The sequence below is a fragment of the Streptomyces sp. NPDC054883 genome (genome assembly GCF_053610645.1).
Window position 1 is genome coordinate 130,915 of the sequence record NZ_JBSGYT010000010.1, and the last position, 23,592, is coordinate 154,506.

Genomic DNA, 23,592 nt, shown 5'->3' on the forward strand with positions numbered 1-23,592 from the left:
CGGACGGCCAACAGCACAGAGGGCACGGGGGAGGGCTGCACGATGACGGCCGAGTTGGTCCGGGGGCAGAACCACCCCCTGTCCCAGCGTCAGGTGGAGATCAGGGTCGAGGCGGGTACGCCCGTACTGGCCCTGGTCTCGGCCGGTGACGACGGGGGCCGGCTGCCCGGTCCCGAAGCGCTGGCGCACCCCGGTGCCCGGTCCCTGCCCGGGCTGGAGGCGCCGGCGGCGGCCGCCGGCCGGCACCGGTTCTCCCTGGACCTCGACGCCGTCGGGGCGGGAGTCCACCGGGTGCGCGTCGTGCTCGCGCTGCCGCGCGGCGGGCCGGCGCGCTTCGGCGCGGTCCCGGCGCCGCACCTGGCGGTGGCCGGCCCGGGCGGGGCCGAGGTCGCCGCCTACACGATGACCGGGCTGGACTCCGAGACCGCCGTGGTGGCCCTGGAGCTGTACCGCCGGCAGGACGCCTGGAAGGTCCGCGCCGTCGGCCAGGGCTACGCCGACGGGCTCGGCGCCCTGCTCGCCGACGCCGGACTGACCGGCCCGGCCGCCGCCGCGCTGGCCACGGCGGCGCTGGGGGAGGACGTCGGCCTCGCCGCGGCCCCGCCGACGGCCGCACCAGCCGTCCCGCGCGGCCTGCCCGGCGAGGGCCTGCCGAGCGACGGCCTGCCCGGTGGGAGCCGGGGGAACGCCGCCGGGCCCGCGGCCGTCGACTACGCCCACCCGCGGCGCCGCCGGACCACCGAGCCGCCGGAGCCGGCGCCCGCCCCCGAGGTGCCGGCCGCGTCCGGGACACCGCCGCGCCCCGTCGCCGGGGACGCGAGCGGCTGGTCCATGGAGGAGCGGCTCTACAACCAGGTCTGGGGCATGTTCGAGGACCTGGCCCGCACGGTGGCCGCTTACCGCAGCGCCGTCGACTTCGCCGACTCCCGGCTCGACCGGGAACTCGACGAGGCCCTGTCCGACCCGCGCGCCCGCCTCGCCGGTCCCGGCAACGCGGCGCGGGACGCCGCCCGCGCCCGCCGTGACGAACTCGTCGCCCGGGCCCAGGCCGTGCTCGACCGGGACCTCGCCCAGCTGCGCGCCGAAGCGGAGGTGGTCGAACCCGCGCTGCCGGCCGCGTACGCCCGCTGGGACAACCCCGTCTGGCACGGCGCCGGTCTGCCCCGCGAAAGCCCGCTCGCACTGCGCCTCGGCGACCTGAGCCTGCCAGAGGCACCCGGTCTGCGCGTGCCGATGCTGATGCGGCTCCCGCTGGAACGCAGCCTGTGGATCGACAACGGCCGCACCGGCTCCGAGGCCGCCATGGCCATGGACACCGACCGGCTGCGCCGCCTCGCCATGGACATGGCCGTGGCGCACGCGGTGCGGCTGCTCGCCGTCCACCCCGGCGGCCGGATCTCCGTCCACGTCATCGACGCGGCCGGGGCCGGTTCCCCCGCGCTCGCCCCCCTCGTCCGGTCGGGCGTGCTGGCCGCGCCGCCCGCAGCGGGCGCCGAGGGCGTCACCGCGACCCTGGAGCGGCTGACCCGCCGGGTGGACCTCGTACAGATGGCGTTGCGCGCCGGTGCGCCCGAGGAGCTGCCCCCGGACGTGGACCCGGCCGACCAGCTGCTGATCGTGCACGACTTCCCGCACGGCTTCGACGACCGCGCCGTCACCCGGCTGCGGTACCTGGCCGACGAGGGACCGGCGGTCGGCGTGCAGCTGCTGATGGTGGCCGACCGGGACGAGGCCTCGGCGTACGGGCCGCTGCTGGACCCCCTGTGGCGGGCCCTGATGCGCCTGTCGCCCGTACCGGACCACCACCTCGCCGACCCGTGGGTCCAGCACGCCTGGACCTTCGAACCCGACCTGCCGCCGCAGTCCAGCGGAGTCCTCGACCGGGCACTGGAGCGGATCGGGCAGGCACGCCGCGAGGCCCGGCCATGAGGGCCGGCTGCCCGACCCGGCCCTTCCATGGCCTCCTGGTGACCCTCCACTGACCTTTTCTTGGGTTCCCCTTTACCTTCACCCCCTTCGGCGGCTACTCTCGGAAGCGCGGAGGGGAGTATTCCTGCTTTCCTGCTACGGCGTGCCCGTCAATACGGACCCCACTCGGTCATACGAACCGCAGTCGGTCCCGGGGCGCCGGCCCCCGGCCTCCAGGCCGCCCGGGCGGAAGAGACCTCCGGCAGCGATGACGCTGACGCAGTGCTGAGCCATCCGCCGGAGGCGTGTAGACATGGACGTTTCGTTGACCCTCTGGGTGCTGACCATCGTGGGTCTGGGCATCCTCATCGGCGCCGATTTCCTCATCGGCCGCAAACCCCATGACGTATCGGTCAAGGAAGCCGGCGTCTGGACGGTCGTCTGGATCGTCCTCGCCGCGCTCTTCGGCCTCGGCCTGCTGATCTTCGGCAACGCCCAGGCCTCCCAGGAGTTCTTCGCCGGCTTCGTCACCGAGAAGTCCCTGAGCGTGGACAACCTCTTCGTCTTCGTCCTGATCATGGCGAAGTTCGCCGTACCGTCCCACCTGCAGCAGCGCGTCCTGCTGGTCGGCGTACTGATCGCCCTGGTGCTCCGCGCGGTCTTCATCGCGGCCGGCGCCGCGATCATCGCGAGCTTCTCGTGGGTCTTCTTCATCTTCGGCGCCTTCCTGATCTACACCGCCTGGAAGCTGATCCAGGAGGCCCGCAAGGACGAGGACGAGGAAGAGTTCGAGGAGAACCGGCTCCTCAAGTCGGTCGAGAAGAAGTTCGGCGTCGCCGACAGGTACCACGGCACCAAGCTCTTCATCCGCAGCAACGGCAAGCGCGTCCTGACCCCCCTGATGGTCGTCATGCTCGCCATCGGCACCACCGACGTGCTGTTCGCCCTGGACTCGATCCCCGCCATCTTCGGCCTCACCCAGGACCCGTACATCGTCTTCACCGCCAACGCCTTCGCCCTGATGGGGCTGCGCCAGCTGTACTTCCTCATCGGCGGCCTGCTCAAGAAGCTGGTCCACCTCAGCTACGGCCTGTCCGTCATCCTCGGCTTCATCGGCGTCAAGCTCGTACTGCACGCGCTGCACGAGGCGGGGGTGCACGTCCCGCAGATCTCCATCCCGGTCTCCCTCGGCGTCATCTGCGGTGTCCTGGTCGTCACGACCGTCACCAGCCTGATCGCCTCCGGGAAGCAGGCGGCCGCCGAGGAGGCCGGCCGCCCGGAGAGCGTCGACGCCTGATCCCGACGCCTATACGGGGGCGGCCGCTTCGGCCGCCCCCTTCTCCGTACCCGCGCCGGACCCCGCGACGGTGGGGTTCGTCTCCGGCAGCAGCGCGAAGCAGGCCAGGCTGAGCAGGGCCATACCGCTCAGGTACCCGGCCACGCCCCACGGCGGACCGGCGCCGTCCGCGAGCGCCGTCGCCACGATCGGGGTCAGGGCACCGCCGAGCACGCCGCCCAGGTTGTAGCCGACGGCCGCCCCGGTGCACCGGATGCGCGGGGCGTACAGCTCGGGCAGGTAGGCCCCCACCACTGCGAAGGTGGTCACCATGCCCAGCAGGGCGCCCAGGAAGCCCAGCGTCATCAGCAGCGGATCGGTGGTGCACAGCAGCGCGACGAAGGGCGGCATCCACACCGCGCAGATCGCGCAGCCGGCCAGGCACAGCGGCTTGCGGCCGTAGCGGTCGCCGAGCACCGCCAGCAGCGGGGTCAGCGAGCCCTTGAGCACGACGGCCGCCATGATGCAGGCCAGCATCACCGTGCGGTCCACCCCCAGGTGCTTCGTCGCGTACGCCAGGGACCAGGTGGTGGTGGCGTAGAAGACGGCGTAACCCGACGCGAGGGCCCCGCCGGTCAGCAGGAGCAGCCGCCAGTGGCCGCGGACCACGTCGGCGAGCGGCGCCTCCGAGCGCCGCCCCGTCCGCGCGAGCGCCCGGAACTCCGGGGTCTCCGCCACCGAGCGGCGCAGCCACAGCCCGGCCAGCGCCAGCAGGCCGGCGGCCCAGAACGGCACGCGCCAGCCCCAGGCGGTGAACTGTCCCTCGGTCAGGGCGGCCGACAGCACCAGGATCGTCCCGTTGGCCAGTACGAAGCCCACCGGCGGCCCCATCTGCGGGAAGCTCGACCACAGCCCGCGCCGGGCCTCGGGGGCGTGCTCGGCGGTCAGCAGGACCGCGCCGCCCCATTCGCCGCCCAGCCCGAGCCCCTGGAGGAAGCGCAGCAGGAGGAGCAGGACGGGGGCGGCGGTGCCGATGGCGGCGTAGGAGGGAACGCAGCCGACCGCCACCGTGGCCAGGCCGGTGAGCAGGAGCGAGCCGAGCAGCACCGGGCGGCGCCCGTAGCGGTCGCCGATGTGGCCGAAGACGGCCGAACCGAGCGGACGGGCGAGGAAGCCGATGCCGAAGGTGCCGAAGGCGGCGAGGGTTCCGGCGAGGGGCGAGAAGGACGGGAAGAAGAGCGGGCCGAGCACCAGGGCGGCGGCCGTGCCGTAGACGAAGAAGTCGTAGAACTCGATGGCGGTCCCGGCGAGCGAGGCCAGGGCGAGCCGCGGCATCGAGGGAGAGCGGCCCGGGGCGGGGTCTTGTCGCATGGTGCAGCAACTACCCCGCCCACGGGCCGCAGGACGTGCGTTCGGCGATGATCGACCGGAAGGAGTGCGCGCACGCCCCGTGTTGACCGGCGCCGCCGGTACTACCAGCCGCGCTCGCGCCACTCGGCCAGGTGCGGCCGCTCGGCGCCGAGGGTGGTGTCGTTGCCGTGTCCCGGGTAGACCCACGTCTCGTCCGGCAGTTGCTCGAAGATCTTGTGCTCCACGTCGTCGAGCAGGTTCGCGAAGGCCTTCGGGTCGTCGTGGGTGTTGCCCACGCCGCCCGGGAAGAGGCAGTCGCCGGTGAACACGTGCGGGTGACCGTGCGGGTCGTCGTAGACGAGCGCGATCGAGCCGGGCGTGTGGCCGACCAGGTGGCGGGCGGTCAGCGAGACCCGTCCGACCGTGATCGTGTCCCCGTCCCCGACCGGGACGTCCGTGGCGACGGGGATGCCCTCCGCGTCCAGGGCGCCCGCGTACGTGCGCGCCCCGGTGGCCTCCACGACGGCCGCGAGGGCGCCCCAGTGGTCGCCGTGCCGGTGGGTGGTGACGACCGAGGCGATGCCGTCGTCACCGATCAGGTTCAGCAGCGTGTCCGCCTCGGCGGCCGCGTCGATCAGCAGCTGCTCGCCGGTGGCCCGGCAGCGCAGCAAGTAGGCGTTGTTGTTCATGCCGCCCACCGCGACCTTGGAAATCATCAGGTCCGCGAGTTCGTGCACGTCGGCAGGACCGCCGACCTTGACCGCTCCGCTGTACGTCATGTCCCGATCCTAGAGCGGGGGAAGGGCGGGCAGGGACCCGCCGTCGACGGCCAGGCGGGCGCCCTTGGACTCGCGGCCCGCCAGCCAGCCCAGGAGCTCGCTCAGCGGCCCGGTCAGGGTCACGGAGTCACCCGCGGCCGCGCCGGTGTGCCAGACGCTGTCGTCGTGGTCCGTGCGGAGGGTGACCGGCGGTACCTGCGGGTGCCCGGCCCAGCGGTCGGCGAGGAAGGCGATCTCGCGGCGGGCGAACTCCTCGGGCAGGTCGGCCAGGCCGTAGCCGATGTTCAGGTCCACGTGGTGCAGCTCCACCTCCACGAGCCGGCGGAACGGCACGTTGGAGGCGAGGTCGGTCACGCCGTTGCGCAGCTCGACGGTCCGCGACCAGTCCTGGGCGGTGTCCGCGACGGCCCGGAAGCGGTCCGCGGAATTACGCACGTCCTCCAGCTGTTCCATCAGAGGCCGGCCGGAATCGCGCTCGATGTCCGCGTCCCGTGCCTCGCCGCTCGCGTACATCGGCCGGCCCTCGAAGACGTTCGCGAGGGCGTCGGCGTTGCGGGCGAGGTGGGCGAGGACGTGGCCGCGGGTCCAGCCGGGCAGGTGTGACTCCTCGGCAAGGGCGGCGTTGTCCAGTTTCGCGACTGCGGTCAGCAGCCGGTCCGTGGCTTCACGTACAGATCGCAGGTCGTGCACATGATCAGTCATGGGCCCGAGCCTAGTGGCCGCGGGGCGTCGGCCACACGATCGGGTGAAGCCATCTTGCGCGTGCCGTAAATCGAATGCACGTGCTATACGCTCGGAAGTCAAGCACCACTCCACCGCAAACGCGCCCCCCATACCCTGGGACGGGGGCCCGTGGCCCCCCGCTCTCTCAAGAAAGGTGCGGACCGGCGTGACCGACCGTCTCATCGTTCGTGGCGCTCGCGAGCACAACCTGAAGAACGTCTCGCTCGACCTGCCCCGCGACTCCCTCATCGTCTTCACCGGACTCTCCGGTTCGGGCAAGTCCTCCCTGGCCTTCGACACGATCTTCGCCGAGGGCCAGCGCCGCTACGTCGAGTCGCTCTCGTCGTACGCCCGCCAGTTCCTCGGGCAGATGGACAAGCCCGACGTCGACTTCATCGAGGGCCTCTCCCCGGCCGTCTCGATCGACCAGAAGTCCACCTCGCGCAACCCGCGCTCCACCGTGGGCACGATCACCGAGGTCTACGACTACCTGCGCCTGCTGTTCGCCCGCATCGGCAAGCCGCACTGTCCCGAGTGCCGCCGCCCGATCTCGCGCCAGTCGCCGCAGGCGATCGTCGACAAGGTGCTCGCGCTGCCCGAGGGCAGTCGCTTCCAGGTGCTCTCGCCGCTGGTGCGCGAGCGCAAGGGGGAGTTCGTCGACCTCTTCGCCGACCTCCAGACCAAGGGGTACAGCCGCGCCCGGGTGGACGGGCAGACGATCCAGCTCTCCGAGCCGCCGGCGCTCAAGAAGCAGGAGAAGCACACCATCGAGGTGGTCATCGACCGCCTCACCGTCAAGGACTCGGCCAAGCGCCGCCTCACGGACTCCGTGGAGACGGCCCTCGGCCTGTCCGGCGGCATGGTGATCCTGGACTTCGTCGACCTCGCCGAGGACGACCCCGAGCGTGAGCGGATGTTCTCCGAGCACCTCTACTGCCCGTACGACGACCTGTCCTTCGAGGAGCTTGAGCCGCGCTCCTTCTCCTTCAACTCGCCGTTCGGTGCCTGCCCCGAGTGCACGGGCATCGGCACGCGCATGGAAGTGGACCCGGACCTGATCGTTCCGGACGAGGACAAGTCGCTGGACGAGGGGGCCGTCTCCCCGTGGTCGCTCGGCCACACCAAGGACTACTTCCAGCGGCTGATCGGCGCGCTCGCGGGCGAGCTGGGCTTCCGTACGGACATCCCGTGGGCGGGGCTGCCGCAGCGCGCCAAGAAGGCGCTGCTGTACGGCCACCGCACCCAGATCGAGGTCCGCTACCGCAACCGGTACGGGCGCGAGCGGGCGTACACGACCGCCTTCGAGGGCGCCGTGCCGTTCGTCAAGCGGCGGCACGCGGAGTCCGAGAGCGACGCGAGCCGCGAGCGCTTCGAGGGCTACATGCGCGAGGTGCCCTGCCCGACCTGCGAGGGCACCCGGCTCAAGCCGATCGTGCTCGCGGTGACGGTGATGGAGAAGTCCATCGCCGACGTCGCCGCGATGTCGATCAGCGAGTGCGCCGACTTCCTGGGTCAGCTGCGGCTCGACGCCCGCGACAAGAAGATCGCCGAGCGGGTCCTCAAGGAGGTGAACGAGCGGCTCCGCTTCCTCGTGGACGTGGGCCTGGACTACCTCTCGCTCAACCGCGCCGCCGGTACCCTCTCCGGCGGCGAGGCACAGCGCATCCGGCTGGCCACGCAGATCGGCTCCGGTCTGGTCGGCGTGCTGTACGTACTGGACGAGCCCTCCATCGGCCTGCACCAGCGGGACAACCACCGGCTGATCGAGACCCTCGTACGGCTGCGCGACATGGGCAACACCCTGATCGTGGTCGAGCACGACGAGGACACCATCAAGGTGGCCGACTGGGTCGTGGACATCGGTCCGGGCGCGGGCGAGCACGGCGGCAAGGTGGTGCACAGCGGCTCGCTCAAGGACCTTTTGAAGAACAGCGAGTCGATGACGGGGCAGTACCTGTCGGGCAAGCGGTCGATCCCGCTGCCGGAGGTGCGCCGTCCCGTGAACGGGGAGCGGAAGCTGACCGTCCACGGCGCCAAGGAGAACAACCTGCGGGACATCGACGTGTCCTTCCCGCTGGGCGTGCTCACGGCCGTGACCGGGGTGTCCGGCTCCGGCAAGTCGACGCTGGTCAACGACATCCTGTACACGCACCTGGCGCGCGAGCTGAACGGCGCCCGGTCGGTGCCGGGCCGGCACACCCGGGTGGAGGGCGACGACCTGGTCGACAAGGTCGTGCATGTCGACCAGTCGCCGATCGGCCGGACGCCGCGGTCCAACCCGGCGACGTACACCGGTGTCTTCGACCACGTGCGCAAGCTGTTCGCGGAGACGATGGAGGCGAAGGTGCGCGGCTACCTGCCGGGCCGCTTCTCCTTCAACGTCAAGGGCGGCCGGTGCGAGAACTGCTCCGGTGACGGCACGATCAAGATCGAGATGAACTTCCTGCCGGACGTGTACGTCCCGTGCGAGGTGTGCCACGGCGACCGGTACAACCGGGAGACGCTGGAGGTCCACTACAAGGGCAAGTCCATCGCCGAGGTCCTGAACATGCCGATCGAGGAGGCGCTGGACTTCTTCGAGGCGGTGCCGACGATCGCCCGGCACCTGCGGACGCTGAACGAGGTGGGCCTCGGCTACGTCCGGCTCGGCCAGTCGGCGCCGACGCTGTCGGGTGGCGAGGCGCAGCGCGTGAAGCTGGCGTCGGAGCTGCAGAAGCGGTCGACGGGGCGGACGGTGTACGTGCTGGACGAGCCGACGACCGGACTCCACTTCGAGGACATCTCGAAGCTGATCAAGGTGCTGTCGGGTCTGGTCGACAAGGGGAACTCGGTGATCGTCATCGAGCACAACCTCGATGTCATCAAGACCGCGGACTGGGTCGTGGACATGGGGCCGGAGGGTGGTTACGGGGGCGGCCTCGTCGTCGCCGAGGGGACGCCGGAGCAGGTCGCCTCGGTCGGGGCCAGCCACACGGGCAAGTTCCTGCGGGACATCCTGGGAGCGGACCGCATCTCGGACGCGGCGCCGGTCGCGGCGCCGGCCCGGAAGCGGGCCGCGGCGAAGAAGACGGCGGTCAAGGCCACGGCCACGGCCAAGACCGCCGCCGCGCCGAAGAAGGCGGCCCGGGTCCGCAAGGCCTGATGCCGGGACTGGGCGGGGGGACGGTTCCCCCCGCCCAGCCCCGGTTCCGCCGGGCTCCGCGGAGGCCGCCGTGAGCCTCCCGCCGGGCTCAGGCCGCCACGCCCACCGGTTGCCGGACGGTGGCCGGGTCCGTCAGGGAGGCCAGCAGGGCGTCCGCGACGTCCGCGCGGGCGATGACCCGGCCGCCCGGCACATTGGCCCCGATCACCCGGCGGTAGCGTCCCGTACCCGGCCGGTTCAGCAGCCGCGGCGGGCGGATCACCGTCCACTGCGTGCCGCTCGAACGGATCGTCGCCTCCATCACCGCGAGGTCCGCGTACAGATCACGCAGCGCCCGCCGCAGCAGGGGGAGGAAGACCTTCCGGGCCAGTACCCCGTCCTCCGGCACGTCCGGTCCGACGGGCGCCGCACTGACCGCCGCCAGGCGGCTCACCCCGGCCCGGTCCATGGCCGACACGACGGCCCGCAGCGCGGGCCCGGTGACCGGCGCCAGCCGCGCCTGCTTGTTGCTCGGAGAGCCCAGCGCCGAGATCACCGCCGACTGCCCCGTGAGCACGGGGACCAGTGCCTCCTCGTCCGTCAGATCGGGCACCACCGCCACCCGGAGCCGTTCGTGGGCGGGCACCGGCAGCCGGGCCGGGTCGCGGACCACCGCCGTCACCTCGTGACCGGCATCGAGCGCTTGGCGGACGACCTCGGTCCCGACGCCGCCCGTGGCTCCGAACACCGTGAGTTTCATGTCTGAGCTCCCGCCTCCCCGTAGGTGGGTGAGTATTCACTCACCCCTGATCACCCTTAGAGTGAGTGAATGCTCACCTCGAAGTCAAGCCGTCCCACCCCCGAGCGGCTGCTCGACGCGGCGGAGACGCTCATGCGCACCGTCGGCCTGGCCAACACCACCACCAAGGCCATAGCCCGCGAGGCGGGCTGCTCGGAGGCCGCGCTCTACAAGCACTACGCCAACAAAGAAGAGCTTTTCGTCCGCGTCCTCATGGAGCGCACCCCCAACGCCGGACCGCTCATGGCCGAGCTCGGCGCGGAGCACGACGCGCGCCCGGTCGAGGAGGGCCTCGTCTCCATCGCCCGCCATGCGGCCCTCTTCTACGCCGACGCCATGCCCATGGCCGCCTCGCTCTTCGCCGAGCCCGCACTGCTGACCCGGCACCGCGAGGGCGTCCAGCAGATCGGCACCGGCCCGCACGTCATCCGGGACGCCCTGGCCGGGCACCTGCGCCGGGAGCGCGAGCGCGGGCGGCTGCGCCCGGACGCCGATCCGGAGGCCGCCGCCGCGCTGCTGCTCGGCGCCTGCTTCCAACGGGCCTTCTTCCTGCACTTCTCGGGCGAGGAAGTGGTGCGCCCGGTCGAGGAGTTCGCCTCCGCCGTGGCCGGCACGCTCTGGGCGGCTATCCGCTGAGCTCGGCCGCGTACGGGGGCTCCGCGCCGGCCCGGGTGCAGGTCAGCGCCGCCGCGCGGGCCGCGTACGCCAGTACGTCGGGCCAGTCCACCGGCCCGGAGGGCCCCGCCAGCCGGTGCAGCAGCGCCGCGTTGACGGTGTCGCCCGCGCCGATCGTGTCGGCGACGGTCACCGGCCGGGCCGCCGCCGTGTGCTCCGAGCCCTCCCGCGTCCGTACCGTCAGCCCCGCGGCGCCGCGCGTCAGCACCACCGCCGAGGGGCCGGCCGCCAGCCAGTCGGGGATCCGGCCGCCGAGCCAGGCCGCGTCCTCCTCCGAAAGCTTCAGCACGGAGACGTACGGGAGCCAGCGCAGGAAGCGCTTGCGGTACGCGTCGGGGTCCGCGATGAGCGCCGGGCGGATGTTCGGATCCAGCAGGGTCAGCAGCCCGCGCCCGGACTCCCGGCGCAGCAGGGCCTCGTACGCGCTCGCGCCCGGCTCCAGCACCAGGGAGCAGGTCCCGAGCGCGAGCGCCCGTACGCCGGGAGGGAGCGCGGGCGGCAGGCCGAACAGCCGGTCGGCCGTGCCCTCGACGTAGAAGCGGTACGCCGCCGAGCCGTCCGGAGCCAGCGAGGGCACGGCCAGCGTGGTCGGCTCGGGGCCGCGCTGGACCAGCGAGAGGTCCACTCCGGCGGCCCGCAGGGCGGCCAGCAGGCTCTCGCCGAAACCGTCGGTGGAAACCCTGGAGCAGAAGGCGACCCGCTCCCCGAGCCGCCCCAGCGCCAGCGCGGTGTTGTACGGCCCGCCGCCCGGCCGGGGCGCGAGGGCGCCGGCCGGCTCCGCGAGGGGCACCAGGTCGATCAGGGCTTCTCCACCGACGACGATCACGCGGGGAAAGTACCCCATCGGGCGGCGGTATCGTCGGGTGGGCCCGGCCGGCCACCGGCCCCACGACACCAGGAGCAGCGCATGTCCGCGTCCCAGCCCGCCGCCCGCCGTACCGTGCTCAAGGGCGCGGCCGCCCTCGCCGGGGCCGCCGGAGCCGGACTGACCGCCGCGGCCTGCTCACCCGGGGCGGGCGGTGCGGCGGGCAGCCCGGGGGCCCCGGGCGGGCCGGTCGAGCTCGGCGCGGTGGCGGACGTCCCGGTCGGGGGCGCGAAGCTGTACCGGGAGCAGAAGCTCGTCGTCAGCTGCCCGGCGGCGGGCCAGTACAAGGCGTTCACCGCCCAGTGCACGCACGCGGGCTGCATCCTGGACAAGATCGTCGACGGGCAGGGCAGCTGCCCCTGCCACGGCAGCCGCTTCGACGTGACCACCGGCAAGGTGCTGCGCGGCCCGGCCGCCGACCCGCTGACGCCGGTCCCGGTCAAGGCGGAGGGCGGCAAGATCGTCGCGGGCTGAGCCCGGAAGAGCGGAGGGCGGCTCAGTCCCAGTCCCAGGCGATGCCCAGGATGCCGCGCCGCACCGACTCCTCCACCAGGTGCACGGCCCGGTGCCGCCCGCTCGGGGTCAGGTCCGCCAGCGCGGTGCGCGGCGCGGCCGGACCGCTGCGGGTGAAGCGCCGGCAGCGCACCGGCAGGGCCGCCTCGTCGAAGCGGACCTGGAGCACGTACTGGCCGCCGGTGTAGCTGAACCCGCGTACGTACTCGGTGCAGCGGCCGCCCGTGCCGTCCTCGAAGCCGTAGCCGAAGAGGTACGTGTCGCCGGCCCGCAGGCGGGCGTCGAAGAGCAGCTCGGCAACCGTCACCCCGGCCTCGCGGTGCCACCGCACGCGCCCGGTCCGGCAGTTCTCGCCCGCGCGGACGCGGATCCGCTCCGGGTCGCAGCCCGGGTCGCCGTGGTGGACGGCGAGGTAGCGGTCGATGCCGTCGCGGTGGGCCCGTACGACGTGCTGCGAGGCGCGGTCCAGCAGCTCACCGCCCGCGCCGACGCGCACCCGCTCGTGGTGGCCGACCGTGTGGAGGCCGCCGTCCGCGGGCAGTTCCAGGCCTGCCAGTAGCTCGTCCACCGCCGCGCCGGCGCTGACCAGCGCCCGGTACGGGCGGGCCGGTGGGCGGTTCGTGGCCGGCCGGGCGGCCGCGGGGCCGGACAGCAGCCGGAGCAACGTTCCCTCGGGCAGCTCCAGGATCGGCTCCAGGGCCCGTACGGCTTTCAGCGATTCGGGGCGCTGTGGGCGCCGGGCTCCCTGCTGCCAGTAGCTGAGGCTGGTCACGCCGACCTTGATGCCCTGGGCCGCCAGCCGGTGCTGCACCCGGTGCAGGGGCAGGCCGCGGGCGGTGAGCGCGGCGCGCAGCGCGAGGTGGAAGGGGCCGGCGCGCAGCAGTCGCGGCAGGTCGGGGTCGCTGTCGGCGGGCGGTCGCACGCGCGCTCCTTCCTGTGAACGTTCACGTGTGGCGGGGCGGGGGCCGCGGCGGTGACCTCTGGGGTCCAGGTGACGGGACGGTCGCCGTTCACACCGGCGCCCCGCCGTTCACACCGCGATCTCACCGTGCATTGAAGCCTGTTGACCTGGTCGCGACAACACCCTGATGCTCCTCCTCAGCGTCCGGACGCGCTCCTCCATCCCCACTCCCCCCACGGGAGGAACGCGATGCGCAACCCCCACCGGCGGCTTTCCCTGGCCGCCTTCCTCACCGCCCTGCTGTTCGCCCTGCCCGCCGGCACCGCCACCGCCGCCGATGCCGGCCCGCAGTCCGCCCTCTCCTACAACCGGCTGAACATCACGATGCAGGCGCAGCAGAAGACGAACTGGTGCTGGGCCGCCTCCGGCAACACCATCGCCACCTGGTTCGGCCGCAACTACAGCCAGAACCAGTTCTGCAACGCCGCCTTCAACCGCCAGCAGGGCACCGAGTGCCCCAACAACCAGGCCACCTTGGGCAACGTCCAGACCGCCCTGCGCTGGGCGGGCATCAACTCCGGCTCCTACGTGACCGGCTGGCTCCAGTACTCGACCGTCCAGAACGAGATCAACGCCAACCGGCCGGTGGAGACCCGTATCCAGTGGTCCAACGGGGGCGGGCACATGCACGTCCTGTACGGGTACGACACGGCCGACAGCTGGGTGTACTGGGGCGACCCGTGGCCCTCCAACGACCGTTACAACTGGGCCTCCCACGCCTGGTACGTCGACAACAGCACCTTCTCCTGGACCCACTCGCTCTACCGGATCGGAGCGTGACCGCGTGAACGCCCACCAGCTCCGTACCGCCGCCGTCGCGGTCCTCGCCACCGCCGCCTGCCTGGCGGCGGCCCCGCCGGCGCAGGCGGCCCCCGTACCCCAGCCGCAGTCCGCGACCGCCGAGGTCAAGGCGGCCGCGGGGCAGGCGGCGGCCGCACCCGGAACACTGGCCACCCTGTCCCGGTTCTTCGCGCGGGAGGGCAAGGTCGCCGTCAGCGCCGCGCAGCCGCGGGTGGAGGGCGAGGCGATCCCGGTGAACTACCTCTCGCCGGACTTCGTTGCGGGCAAGACCGGGGCGCCGGTCGCCCGGCTGGAGTTCCTCGCCAGCCAGGCGGTCTCCTCGGACGGACAGCGGGCCGCGCTGTGGACGGCGCGGACGGAGGCCGGGTGGCAGGTGGTGAACATCGCCACCGGTGACGACGAGTTCCGCTACGCGCGGCTCGGCGCGGAGAAACTGCCGGGCGGGACGGTGTTCCGGGAGCCGCAGATCGACGCGTGGTACGTGGCCCAGGGCGCGCGGGTGCTGCCGCTGGACGAGGACGCGGAGCGGGCGGTGGGCGCCGGGGGCACGACCCTGGCCGCGTACCGGACGCGGGTCGCGCGGGCGTACGGGGACAAGCTGCCGGGATCGGCGTACGCGAAGGCCGGCCGGGCCGGGGGGTACGCGGACGGCTCCGCCGGTGGTTCCACCGGTGCCTCGGCCGGCGCCGCCTGGGCGCTGGCGCTCGGCGGAGCGGGGGCACTGCTGCTGCGCCGCCGCCGCACCCTGCGGGCGTAACCACGGTGGGCCTGCCGCCCCGCCAGGCCGGCAGCCCCCCACCTGCCCTGGCGGGCCCCACCCCGCCGGGGCAGCCGGCCTTCCCCCCGTCGGGGCGCCCGGCCGCCGCCGTCGGGCCGTCCGGTTTGTCCCGTTGGGCGGGGGTGCCGCTGCGCCGCCGCCGGATGCTGCGGGGCGTAACCGGCGGGGGCCTGCCGCCGAGCCAGGGCGGCGGACCCCGCCCGGTGTCGTCGCCGGCAGCCCCCGCCCTGCCGGAGCGGCCGGCCTTCCCGCGACGGCAGGTCCCCGTCGGGGCGCCCGGCCGCCGCTGTACGGCGGCGGGTCACGGCCCGCCGCCGTCGGGCCGTGCGGTTTGCACCGCTGGGCGGGGGTGCCGCTGCGCCGCCGGACTCTGCGGGCACGGCCGACGGCCGGGCTGCCGTACCGCCCGGACGGCAGACCCCACCCGGTCGCCCGGCGGACGCCCCCAGGCCTGTAGGCCCCGGGGCGGTGGGGGCCTACGGGGTCGCCACCCGCCGCGCGGCCGGGTCGGCCGCGGCTAGGGGCCGACCCGCCCGTCGGCGGTTGCGGCGGTCCGGGGCCGGTCCGTGTCCCGGTGCCCCGAGGCCCCGCGGCGGCCGCCCGTCCGCACAGGCAGGCGGCGCTATCCGGGCGACGCCCGCGTCCCGGCACGGTGGTCGGCTGACCGGGGCGCCGCGGGCGGGGGACGTGCGGTGTCCGTCGCACCCCTGCCAAGGGCGGGCAAGCGGGGCCGCCACCGCGACCGGAAGGCGGCCGGCGGGCCGGGGCGTGTGGGTGGGTTGTCCGTGGGCGACAGTAGGGTGGTTGGCATGGCCGACCCTTCCAGCTACCGCCCCCAGCCGGGGCAGATCCCCGACTCCCCGGGCGTCTACAAGTTCCGCGACGAGCACCGCCGGGTGATCTACGTCGGGAAGGCCAAGAGCCTGCGCCAGCGCCTGGCCAGCTACTTCCAGGACGTCGCGAACCTGCACCCCCGTACCGCCACCATGGTGACGACCGCCGCCGCCGTCGAATGGACCGTCGTCTCCACCGAGGTCGAGGCGCTCCAGCTCGAATATTCGTGGATCAAGGAGTTCGACCCCCGGTTCAACGTCAAGTACCGGGACGACAAGAGCTACCCCTCCCTCGCCGTCACCATGAACGAGGAGTACCCCCGGGTCCAGGTCATGCGCGGCCCCAAGAAGAAGGGCGTGCGCTACTTCGGCCCCTACGGCCACGCCTGGGCGATCCGCGAGACCGTCGACCTGATGCTCCGGGTGTTCCCGGTACGGACCTGCTCCGCGGGCGTGTTCAAGCGCTCCGCGCAGATCGGCCGCCCCTGCCTGCTCGGCTACATCGGCAAGTGCTCCGCGCCCTGCGTCGGCCGCGTCACCCCGCAGGAGCACCGCGAACTCGCCGAGGACTTCTGCGACTTCATGGCCGGCCGCACCGGCACGTACCTCTCCCGGCTCGAAGCGCAGATGCACGAGGCCGCCGAGGACATGGAGTACGAGAAGGCCGCCCGGCTGCGCGACGACATAGGCGCACTGCGCCGGGCCATGGAGAAGAACGCCGTCGTGCTCGCCGACGCCACCGACGCCGACCTCATCGCCGTCGCCGAGGACGAGCTCGAAGCCGCCGTGCAGATCTTCCACGTACGCGGCGGCCGGGTCCGCGGCCAGCGCGGATGGGTCACCGACAAGGTGGAGGCCGTCGACACCGCCGGGCTCGTCGAGCACGCGCTCCAGCAGCTGTACGGGGAGGAGAAGGGCGAGGCCGTCCCCAAGGAGGTGCTGGTCCCCGCCCTGCCCGAGGACACCCCCGTACTGAGCCAGTGGCTCGCCGAGCGGCGCGGCGCCCAGGTCAGCCTGCGCATCCCGCAGCGCGGTGACAAAAAGGCCCTCATGGAGACCGTCCACCGCAACGCGCAGCAGTCCCTCGCCCTGCACAAGACCAAGCGGGCCGCCGACCTCACCACCCGCTCCCGGGCCCTGGAGGAGATCGCCGAGGCACTGGAGCTGGACGGCGCGCCGCTGCGCATCGAGTGCTTCGACATCTCGCACCTCCAGGGCGACGACGTGGTGGCCTCGATGGTCGTCTTCGAGGACGGGCTGGCCCGCAAGAGCGAGTACCGGCGCTTCCAGATCAAGACGTTCGAGGGGCAGGACGACGTCCGGTCCATGCACGAGGTGGTCTCCCGGCGCTTCCGGCGCTACCTCCAGGAGAAGCTGAAGACCGGCGAGTGGTCCCCCGAGGACGCGGAGGCGGACGGGGTGCCCGAGGACGACGGGCGGCCCAAGCGTTTCGCGTACCCGCCGCAGCTCGTCGTGGTCGACGGCGGCCGTCCGCAGGTCACGGCCGCCAAGCGGGCCTTGGAGGAGCTGGGCATCGACGACGTGGCCGTGTGCGGCCTCGCGAAGCGGCTGGAGGAGGTGTGGCTGCCGGGCGAGGACGACCCGGTGGTGCTGCCCCGCACCAGCGAGGGCCTCTACCTGCTCCAGCGGGTACGTGACGAAGCCCACCGCTTCGCCATCCAGTACCAGCGCAACAAGCGCGGCAAGCGGTTCAAGGCGGGCCCGCTGGACGAGGTGCCGGGCCTCGGCGAGAGCCGCAAGCAGGCCCTGATCAAGCACTTCGGTTCGGTGAAGAAGCTGAGAGCGGCGACAATCGACCAGATCTGCGAGGTTCCGGGCATAGGCCGCAAGACGGCCGAGACCGTGGCCGCCGCGCTCGCCCGGGCCGTCCCCGCCCGTCCTGCCGTCAACATGGCGACAGGAGAGATCATTGAGGATGAGACTCCCGCACCGGCGGGAGCGTCCGAACGGGGGACAACGCCATGACCGAGCGCCCAGCGAACGAGCACGCAGTGGACCAGACCGAGACCGAGACCGAGACCGAGCACGACCGAGACGGAGCACAGGTGAGTACGGGCACGACAGTGGAGCCCGGCGACAACGCCGAGGCGGTCATCCCCGAGCTGGTGATCATCTCCGGGATGTCCGGGGCCGGCCGCAGCACCGCGGCCAAGTGTCTGGAGGACCTCGGCTGGTTCGTCGTGGACAACCTCCCGCCGGCGCTGATCCCCACCATGGTGGAGCTCGGCGCCCGCTCGCAGGGCAACGTGGCGCGCATCGCCGTCGTCGTCGACGTCCGCGGCCGCCAGTTCTTCGACGCCCTGCGCGAGTCCCTCGCCGACCTGGAGGCCCGCGGGGTCACCCGCCGCATCGTCTTCCTGGAGTCCTCCGACGACGCGCTGGTCCGCCGCTTCGAGTCGGTCCGCCGCCCGCACCCGCTCCAGGGCGACGGGCGCATCGTCGACGGCATCGCCGCCGAGCGCGACCTGCTCCGCGAGCTGCGCGGTGACGCCGACCTGGTCATCGACACCTCCAGCCTGAACGTGCACGAGCTGCGCGCCAAGATGGACGCCCAGTTCGCGGGCGACGAGGAGCCCGAGCTGCGGGCCACCGTCATGTCCTTCGGCTACAAGTACGGCCTCCCCGTCGACGCCGACCTCGTCGTCGACTGCCGTTTCATCCCCAACCCGCACTGGGTCCCGGAGCTGCGCCCCTTCACCGGGCTCAACGCGGAGGTGTCGGGGTACGTCTTCAGCCAGCCGGGCGCCAAGGAGTTCCTCGACCGGTACACCGAGCTGCTCCAGCTCATCGCCACCGGCTACCGCCGTGAGGGCAAGCGGTACGTGACCATCGCGGTCGGCTGTACGGGCGGCAAGCACCGCAGCGTGGCCATGTCCGAGAAGCTCGCGGCCCGCCTCGCCTCAGAGGGAGTAGAGACCGTCGTCGTCCACCGGGACATGGGGCGCGAGTGACCGGACGCTCCCTGCGCCTGCGCCGTCTGCGCCGGCTCGCCCCCGGCCGGGGCGAGGACGGCGCGGGCCGCACCGGACGCCGCGCAGCCGCCAAGGTGGTCGCGCCCAAGGTCGTCGCCCTCGGCGGGGGCATGGGCCTGTCGGCCTCCCTCGCCGCGCTGCGCCGGATCACCGGCGAGCTCACCGCCGTCGTCACCGTCGCCGACGACGGCGGCTCCAGCGGCCGGCTCCGCGAGGAGCTCGGCGTACTGCCCCCCGGGGACCTGCGCAAGGCGCTCGCCGCGCTGTGCGGCGACGACGAGTGGGGCCAGACCTGGTCCCGCGTCATCCAGCACCGCTTCCAGTCCGCGGGCGCCCTGCACGAGCACGCGGTCGGCAACCTGCTGATCGTCGCCCTGTGGGAGCAACTCGGCGACCCCGTGCAGGCGCTCGACCTGGTCGGCAAGCTGCTCGGCGCGCAGGGCCGGGTGCTGCCGATGTCGGCGGTCCCGCTCGAGCTCCAGGCGCTGGTCAAGGGCCACGACCCGGCGCGCCCGGAGGACGTGGACACCGTACGGGGGCAGGCCACGGTTGCCCTGACGCCCGGCGAGGTGCTGTCCGTGCAAGTCGTCCCCCGCGATCCGCCGGCCGTGCCGGAGGCCGTCGCGGCGGTGCTCGACGCCGACTGGGTGGTGCTCGGCCCCGGATCCTGGTTCTCCTCGGTGATCCCGCACCTGCTGGTGCCGGAACTGCTCGACGCGCTCATCGCGACGAAGGCCCGCAGGGTGCTCTCGCTGAACCTCGCGCCGCAGCCCGGTGAAACAGAGGGCTTCTCTCCGCAGCGTCATTTGGAGGTTTTGGCCCGACACGCCCCTAAACTCGCCCTGGACGTGGTGCTGGCCGACGAGGCCGCCGTGCCCGATCGCGAGTCCCTGGCCGATGCCGCAAAACGGTTCGGCGCCGCGGTCGAGCTGGCGCCCGTGGCCAGGCCGGACGGGGCTCCGAAGCACGATCCGGAGCTGCTGGCCGCCGCGTACGACCGTATTTTTCGGATGCATGGAAGGATCGGCCCATGGCGATGACGCCCGCGGTGAAGGATGAGATCTCCCGCCTCCCGGTCACCCGGACCTGCTGCAGGAAGGCGGAGGTCTCGGCGATCCTTCGGTTCGCGGGCGGGCTGCACCTGGTGAGCGGCCGCATCGTCATCGAGGCGGAGCTGGACACCGGCATCGCCGCCCGGCGCCTGCGCAAGGACATCCTGGAGATCTTCGGGCACTCCTCGGACCTCGTGGTGATGGCCCCGGGCGGGCTGCGCCGCGGCAGCCGGTTCGTCGTCCGCGTCGTGGCCGGCGGGGACCAGCTGGCCCGCCAGACCGGCCTCGTGGACGGCCGCGGCCGGCCCATCCGAGGGCTGCCCCCGCAGGTCGTGTCCGGGGCCACCTGTGACGCCGAGGCGGCCTGGCGCGGCGCCTTCCTGGCCCACGGCTCGCTCACCGAGCCGGGCCGGTCCTCCTCCCTGGAGGTCACCTGCCCGGGTCCGGAGGCCGCCCTGGCCCTGGTGGGCGCCGCCCGCAGGCTCTCGATCGCCGCCAAGGCGCGCGAGGTGCGCGGGGTGGACCGGGTCGTGGTCCGCGACGGAGACGCGATCGGCGCGCTGCTGACCCGGCTGGGTGCGCACGAGTCGGTGCTGGCCTGGGAGGAGCGCCGGATGCGGCGCGAGGTACGGGCCACGGCCAACCGCCTCGCCAACTTCGACGACGCCAACCTGCGCCGGTCGGCGCGGGCCGCGGTGGCCGCCGGCGCCCGGGTGCAGCGCGCCCTGGAGATCCTGGGCGAGGAGGTCCCCGAGCACCTCGCCGCGGCCGGCCGGCTGCGCATGGAGCACAAGCAGGCCTCCCTGGAGGAGCTGGGCGCGCTCGCCGACCCGCCGCTGACCAAGGACGCGGTCGCGGGCCGGATCCGCCGGCTGCTGGCGATGGCCGACAAGCGGGCGCAGGACCTGGGCATCCCGGGCACCGAGTCGAACCTCGACCTCAGCGAGGAACTGGCCGACAACATGGCCGGCTGATTTCCCTCCGCCGGCCGGACGCGCCGCGGAGCAGCGCCGGCCTCCTCACGGAGCAGGCGACAGGGACCCGTACGAGTGATCGTGCGGGTCCTTCGCCGTATGCCCCATTGACATGGGCATGGGGTGTCGTGAGCCTGGCTGCCAACGCTTTCGTGGCAGACGACGCCCAGGGGGGCACATGAGGCACCGCGCGAGATCGATCCTCGCCGCAAGCGCACTCGTCATCGGAACCACACTCGCCGCAGCACCCGTAGCGGCACACGCCCGGCCCGCGGCGGACAGCGGGCCCGGACCGGCCTCCGACGAGGTCCGGGTCTACGACGCCGACATCACCAAGGAGCAGGTCCCGCTCGTCCTCGCCGCCGGCCAGGACGCCCACGAGCTGGCCGAGCACCCGCCGGAGACCGGGACGGCGAAGGTCGAACTGTTCCTCACCGAGGGCCAGGCCGGGAAACTGGCCGCGCAAGGCGTCCGGCTCGCCGAACGGAAGACCGCCCCGTCCGCCCGGGCGCAAACCCCCGGTGGCGGCGTCTTCCGTCCCTACAGCGGCAAGGGCGGCCTCCAGGAGGAGATCCTCAAGACCGCCCGGGACAACCCGTCGCTCACCAAGGTCGTCTCCATCGGCAAGACCGGCCGGGGCAAGGACATCCTCGCCCTGAAGGTCACCAAGGACGCCAAGAAGACCAAGGACGGCGCCAAGCCGTCGGTGCTCTACATGTCCAACCAGCACGCCCGCGAGTGGATCACCCCCGAGATGACCCGGCGGCTGATGCACCAGACGCTGGACACCTACGGCAAGGACCAGCGCGTCACCAAGCTGGTGGACTCCACCGAGCTGTGGTTCCTGCTCTCCGCCAACCCGGACGGCTACGACTACACGCACGCCCCGGACGGTCGGCGGCTGTGGCGCAAGAACCTGCGCGACAACGACGGCGACGGCAAGATCACCGCCGTCGACGGGGTCGACCCCAACCGGAACTTCGCCTACCGGTGGGGCTACGACGACGAGGGCTCCTCCGAGAGCCCGTCGAGCGAGACCTACCGCGGCCCGAAGGCGAACTCCGAACCCGAGACGGTCGCCCTCGACGCGTTCGAGAAGCGCGTCGGCTTCAGGTACGCGATCAACTACCACTCGGCCGCCGAGCTGCTGCTCTACGGAGTGGGCTGGCAGGTCGCCACCCCCACCCCCGACGACGTGGCCTACAAGGCGCTCGCCGGCACCCCCGGCCACTCGGCCGTCCCCGGCTACTACCCGCAGGTGTCCTCCGAGCTCTACACCACCAACGGCGAGGCCGACGGCCACGCGGCCAACGTCAACGGCGTCATGATGTTCACACCCGAGATGAGCACCTGCCAGACGGCCTCCGCCGTCGACCCCGGTGACCGCTGGAAGCCCGAGGACTGCCCGTCCGTCTTCAACTTCCCGGACGACGAGAAGCTCATCCAGGCCGAGTTCGCCAAGAACGTCCCCTTCGCGCTGTCGGTCGCCGAGAGCGCCGCGCACCCGGACCGGCCGGTGTCCTCCGTCGGCCTGAGCGCCGCCGACTTCACCTCGGACCCCTTCACCACCTCCTACGTCCAGCGCGGCGAGGACCAGACCGTCGCCGTCACCGCCCGCAAGGCGCTCCGGGACAAGCAGCTCAAGTTCCGCATCAACGGCGGCCGTACGCACGACGACGGGCTGAAGGCCTGGAAGGGCGGCGAGGTCTACGGCGGCGACGACAACAACTGGTTCGACGAGTACCGGGCCAAGGTGGACGGCGCCGAGCCGGGCGACCGGGTCGAGGTCTGGTTCACCGGCCGCGACCGCGGCAGGGAACTCGCCAGCGAGCACTTCACCTACACGGTGGCCGAGCGGCCCCGCGACGCCGACGTCCTCGTGATCGCCGAGGAAGGCGCCAAGGCCACCCACGCCCAGGAGTACGTCGACGCCCTGCGCGCCAACGGCAAGAAGGCCGCCGTCTGGGACGTCGCCGCCCAGGGCGTGCCGCACCACCTCGGGGTGCTGTCCCACTTCCGCACCGCCGTCCACTACACCGGCGCCAAGGCTCCCGGCGGCGACACCCAGCTCGCGCTGCGCGACTTCCTCAACGAGGGCGGCAAGCTGATCGAGGCCGGTGAGCTGGCGGGCGGCGACGCCCAGGTCGGCCGCGCCGCCACCGACGACTTCAGCCAGTACTACCTCGGCGCCTACGGCCGGGCCGGGGTCAGCGGGCCCACCGCCTTCACCGGAGCCGGGGCCCTCGCCGGCGCCAGGGGCGGCCTCGGGAACGCGGCGGACAACCCCCTGGACGCCCCCGGTTCCTACTCGGTGACCTCGGAGACCCTGCCACCGGCGCAGTTCCCGCAGTTCAAGAGCGCGCAGGCGGGCGAGTACGCCGGGGTCGTGAACCCGTACGCCCCCTACGCGGGCAGCGGGATGGCCTCGGCCACCCACGAGGACAACGAGTGGAAGCGGCTGACCCGCACCATCGACCTCACCAAGGTCTCGGCCGCGGACAAGCCGCAGCTCAAGATGGCCCTCAACTGGAACACCGAGCCGGGGTACGACCACGCCGTCCTGGAGGCGCACACCACCGGGGCGGAAGACTGGACCACGCTGTCCGAGGCCGGCGGCCAAAGCAGCACGGCCGTCCCCGCCGAGTGCGAGGCAGGGTTCTTCGTCAACGGGCACCCCTTCCTGCGCCACTACCTCGACCTGACCGCCGGCGGCTGCACGCCGCACGGCAGCAGCGGGGCCTGGAACAGTTTCACCGGCTCCTCGGACGGCTGGAAGCAGGTCTCCTTCGACCTGAGCGGCTACGCCGGCAAGTCCGTCGAGCTCTCGCTGTCGTACATCACCGACGGCGGGGCGGGCGGCCGGGGCGTCTTCGCGGACGAGGCCCGGCTCGCGGTCGGCGGGGCGGACCAGGCCGTCGAGGGCTTCGAGACCTCGCTGGGGGCCTGGGCCGCCCAGGGCGCACCTGCCGGAAGCCCCGTCATCCCGGGGGACTGGTACAGGTCCGGAGAGCTCTTCAAGTCCTATGCGGCGGTCACTACGCGTAACACCGTCCTCCTCGGCTTCGGCCTGGAGCACGTACCGGCTGCGGCGGACCGAGCCGTACTCGTCGGTAAGGCGATCCGTTCGCTGAATCACTGATCCGAGGCTTAACCGGCCCTCACTCCGGGTAACGGGGACAAGGTCCCAGAGG

The 23,592-nt window shown here is 72.9% G+C and carries 18 protein-coding genes; 12 read left to right on the forward strand and 6 right to left on the reverse strand.

Translation table 11 applies throughout. The features are described from left to right. The first annotated feature begins 42 nt into the window (after positions 1-42). Positions 43-1,929, forward strand: coding sequence for a TerD family protein (locus tag ACWGH1_RS10735; RefSeq protein ID WP_453353530.1), 1,887 nt, complete (start codon positions 43-45; stop codon positions 1,927-1,929). Positions 1,930-2,221: 292 nt separating this feature from the next. Beyond that, positions 2,222-3,205 (forward strand): TerC/Alx family metal homeostasis membrane protein, encoded by a 984-nt coding sequence (locus ACWGH1_RS10740; RefSeq protein WP_453353529.1) that lies wholly within the window; start codon positions 2,222-2,224, stop codon positions 3,203-3,205. A 9-nt stretch (positions 3,206-3,214) separates the two neighbouring features. Here the strand turns inward: ACWGH1_RS10740 and ACWGH1_RS10745 are convergent, their stop codons facing one another. From ACWGH1_RS10745 to ACWGH1_RS10755, 3 genes are all read right to left on the reverse strand, one after another. Then, positions 3,215-4,519, reverse strand: coding sequence for an MFS transporter (locus ACWGH1_RS10745; protein ID WP_453408627.1), 1,305 nt, complete (start codon positions 4,517-4,519; stop codon positions 3,215-3,217). A 137-nt stretch (positions 4,520-4,656) separates the two neighbouring features. Next, positions 4,657-5,313 carry an MBL fold metallo-hydrolase gene (locus ACWGH1_RS10750; protein ID WP_453356151.1) on the reverse strand — a complete coding sequence of 219 codons (657 nt, stop codon included), beginning with the start codon at positions 5,311-5,313 and terminating at the stop codon, positions 4,657-4,659. A gap of 9 nt (positions 5,314-5,322) precedes the next feature. Continuing rightward, positions 5,323-6,015, reverse strand: a complete 693-nt coding sequence (locus ACWGH1_RS10755; protein WP_453408621.1) for a maleylpyruvate isomerase family mycothiol-dependent enzyme — start codon at positions 6,013-6,015, stop codon at positions 5,323-5,325. Between the two features lie 187 nt (positions 6,016-6,202). Here ACWGH1_RS10755 and uvrA point away from each other — a divergent pair, with 187 nt between their 5' ends. Continuing rightward, positions 6,203-9,178, forward strand: a complete 2,976-nt coding sequence (gene uvrA / locus ACWGH1_RS10760; protein ID WP_453356149.1) for an excinuclease ABC subunit UvrA — start codon at positions 6,203-6,205, stop codon at positions 9,176-9,178. 88 nt (positions 9,179-9,266) lie between these two features. Here uvrA and ACWGH1_RS10765 read toward each other — a convergent pair whose 3' ends face one another. Then, positions 9,267-9,917 (reverse strand): NAD(P)-dependent oxidoreductase, encoded by a 651-nt coding sequence (locus ACWGH1_RS10765; protein WP_453408622.1) that lies wholly within the window; start codon positions 9,915-9,917, stop codon positions 9,267-9,269. A 69-nt stretch (positions 9,918-9,986) separates the two neighbouring features. Here ACWGH1_RS10765 and ACWGH1_RS10770 point away from each other — a divergent pair, with 69 nt between their 5' ends. Further along, positions 9,987-10,592 carry a TetR/AcrR family transcriptional regulator gene (locus ACWGH1_RS10770; RefSeq protein ID WP_453356029.1) on the forward strand — a complete coding sequence of 202 codons (606 nt, stop codon included), beginning with the start codon at positions 9,987-9,989 and terminating at the stop codon, positions 10,590-10,592. Here ACWGH1_RS10770 and ACWGH1_RS10775 read toward each other — a convergent pair. Beyond that, a complete protein-coding gene (locus ACWGH1_RS10775; RefSeq protein ID WP_453356031.1) occupies positions 10,582-11,457 on the reverse strand; it encodes a carbohydrate kinase family protein in 876 nt (291 codons plus the stop codon). The two genes, ACWGH1_RS10770 and ACWGH1_RS10775, sit on opposite strands and share 11 nt — an antisense overlap. Before the next feature lie 81 nt (positions 11,458-11,538). Between ACWGH1_RS10775 and ACWGH1_RS10780 the strand changes: the two genes are divergently transcribed. Continuing rightward, the gene (locus ACWGH1_RS10780; protein WP_453356028.1) at positions 11,539-11,970 is read left to right on the forward strand and encodes a Rieske (2Fe-2S) protein; all 432 of its coding nucleotides are present in this window, start codon (positions 11,539-11,541) and stop codon (positions 11,968-11,970) included. A gap of 22 nt (positions 11,971-11,992) precedes the next feature. Here ACWGH1_RS10780 and ACWGH1_RS10785 read toward each other — a convergent pair whose 3' ends face one another. Next, on the reverse strand, positions 11,993-12,931 hold the full coding sequence (locus ACWGH1_RS10785; protein WP_453356027.1) for a hypothetical protein: 939 nt from the start codon (positions 12,929-12,931) through the stop codon (positions 11,993-11,995). Between the two features lie 228 nt (positions 12,932-13,159). On the opposite strand from ACWGH1_RS10785, the gene ACWGH1_RS10790 reads away from it, so the two are divergent. From ACWGH1_RS10790 to ACWGH1_RS10820, 7 genes are all read left to right on the forward strand, one after another. Continuing rightward, the gene (locus ACWGH1_RS10790) at positions 13,160-13,750 is read left to right on the forward strand and encodes a papain-like cysteine protease family protein (protein WP_453356026.1); all 591 of its coding nucleotides are present in this window, start codon (positions 13,160-13,162) and stop codon (positions 13,748-13,750) included. 4 nt (positions 13,751-13,754) lie between these two features. Further along, complete coding sequence (locus ACWGH1_RS10795) at positions 13,755-14,528, forward strand: hypothetical protein (RefSeq protein ID WP_453356025.1); 774 nt, start codon at positions 13,755-13,757, stop codon at positions 14,526-14,528. Between the two features lie 830 nt (positions 14,529-15,358). Then, entirely contained in the window at positions 15,359-17,368 is a 2,010-nt protein-coding gene (gene uvrC / locus ACWGH1_RS10800) for an excinuclease ABC subunit UvrC (RefSeq protein WP_453355671.1), read from the forward strand. Then, complete coding sequence (gene rapZ, locus ACWGH1_RS10805; protein WP_453355672.1) at positions 17,365-18,354, forward strand: RNase adapter RapZ; 990 nt, start codon at positions 17,365-17,367, stop codon at positions 18,352-18,354. Before uvrC ends, rapZ begins: the two co-directional genes overlap by 4 nt. Continuing rightward, positions 18,351-19,415 carry a gluconeogenesis factor YvcK family protein gene (locus tag ACWGH1_RS10810; RefSeq protein WP_453355673.1) on the forward strand — a complete coding sequence of 355 codons (1,065 nt, stop codon included), beginning with the start codon at positions 18,351-18,353 and terminating at the stop codon, positions 19,413-19,415. Before rapZ ends, ACWGH1_RS10810 begins: the two co-directional genes overlap by 4 nt. Then, complete coding sequence (gene whiA / locus ACWGH1_RS10815) at positions 19,406-20,401, forward strand: DNA-binding protein WhiA (protein ID WP_030237199.1); 996 nt, start codon at positions 19,406-19,408, stop codon at positions 20,399-20,401. The genes ACWGH1_RS10810 and whiA overlap by 10 nt, the downstream gene beginning before the upstream one ends. A gap of 178 nt (positions 20,402-20,579) precedes the next feature. After that, positions 20,580-23,540 carry a M14 family zinc carboxypeptidase gene (locus ACWGH1_RS10820; RefSeq protein ID WP_453408623.1) on the forward strand — a complete coding sequence of 987 codons (2,961 nt, stop codon included), beginning with the start codon at positions 20,580-20,582 and terminating at the stop codon, positions 23,538-23,540. Positions 23,541-23,592 lie beyond the last annotated feature (52 nt).

Excerpts from the sequence above, each read along its gene's own strand:
- ACWGH1_RS10735 (WP_453353530.1), top strand. The coding sequence starts at position 43 with ATGACGGCCGAGTTGGTCCGGGGGCAGAACCACCCCCTGTCCCAGCGT.
- ACWGH1_RS10740 (WP_453353529.1), top strand. The coding sequence starts at position 2,222 with ATGGACGTTTCGTTGACCCTCTGGGTGCTGACCATCGTGGGTCTGGGC.
- ACWGH1_RS10745 (WP_453408627.1), bottom strand. The coding sequence starts at position 4,519 with ATGCCGCGGCTCGCCCTGGCCTCGCTCGCCGGGACCGCCATCGAGTTC.
- ACWGH1_RS10750 (WP_453356151.1), bottom strand. The coding sequence starts at position 5,313 with ATGACGTACAGCGGAGCGGTCAAGGTCGGCGGTCCTGCCGACGTGCAC.
- ACWGH1_RS10755 (WP_453408621.1), bottom strand. The coding sequence starts at position 6,015 with ATGACTGATCATGTGCACGACCTGCGATCTGTACGTGAAGCCACGGAC.
- ACWGH1_RS10765 (WP_453408622.1), bottom strand. The coding sequence starts at position 9,917 with ATGAAACTCACGGTGTTCGGAGCCACGGGCGGCGTCGGGACCGAGGTC.
- ACWGH1_RS10770 (WP_453356029.1), top strand. The coding sequence starts at position 9,987 with ATGCTCACCTCGAAGTCAAGCCGTCCCACCCCCGAGCGGCTGCTCGAC.
- ACWGH1_RS10780 (WP_453356028.1), top strand. The coding sequence starts at position 11,539 with ATGTCCGCGTCCCAGCCCGCCGCCCGCCGTACCGTGCTCAAGGGCGCG.
- ACWGH1_RS10790 (WP_453356026.1), top strand. The coding sequence starts at position 13,160 with ATGCGCAACCCCCACCGGCGGCTTTCCCTGGCCGCCTTCCTCACCGCC.
- uvrC (WP_453355671.1), top strand. The coding sequence starts at position 15,359 with ATGGCCGACCCTTCCAGCTACCGCCCCCAGCCGGGGCAGATCCCCGAC.
- rapZ (WP_453355672.1), top strand. The coding sequence starts at position 17,365 with ATGACCGAGCGCCCAGCGAACGAGCACGCAGTGGACCAGACCGAGACC.
- whiA (WP_030237199.1), top strand. The coding sequence starts at position 19,406 with ATGGCGATGACGCCCGCGGTGAAGGATGAGATCTCCCGCCTCCCGGTC.
- ACWGH1_RS10820 (WP_453408623.1), top strand. The coding sequence starts at position 20,580 with ATGAGGCACCGCGCGAGATCGATCCTCGCCGCAAGCGCACTCGTCATC.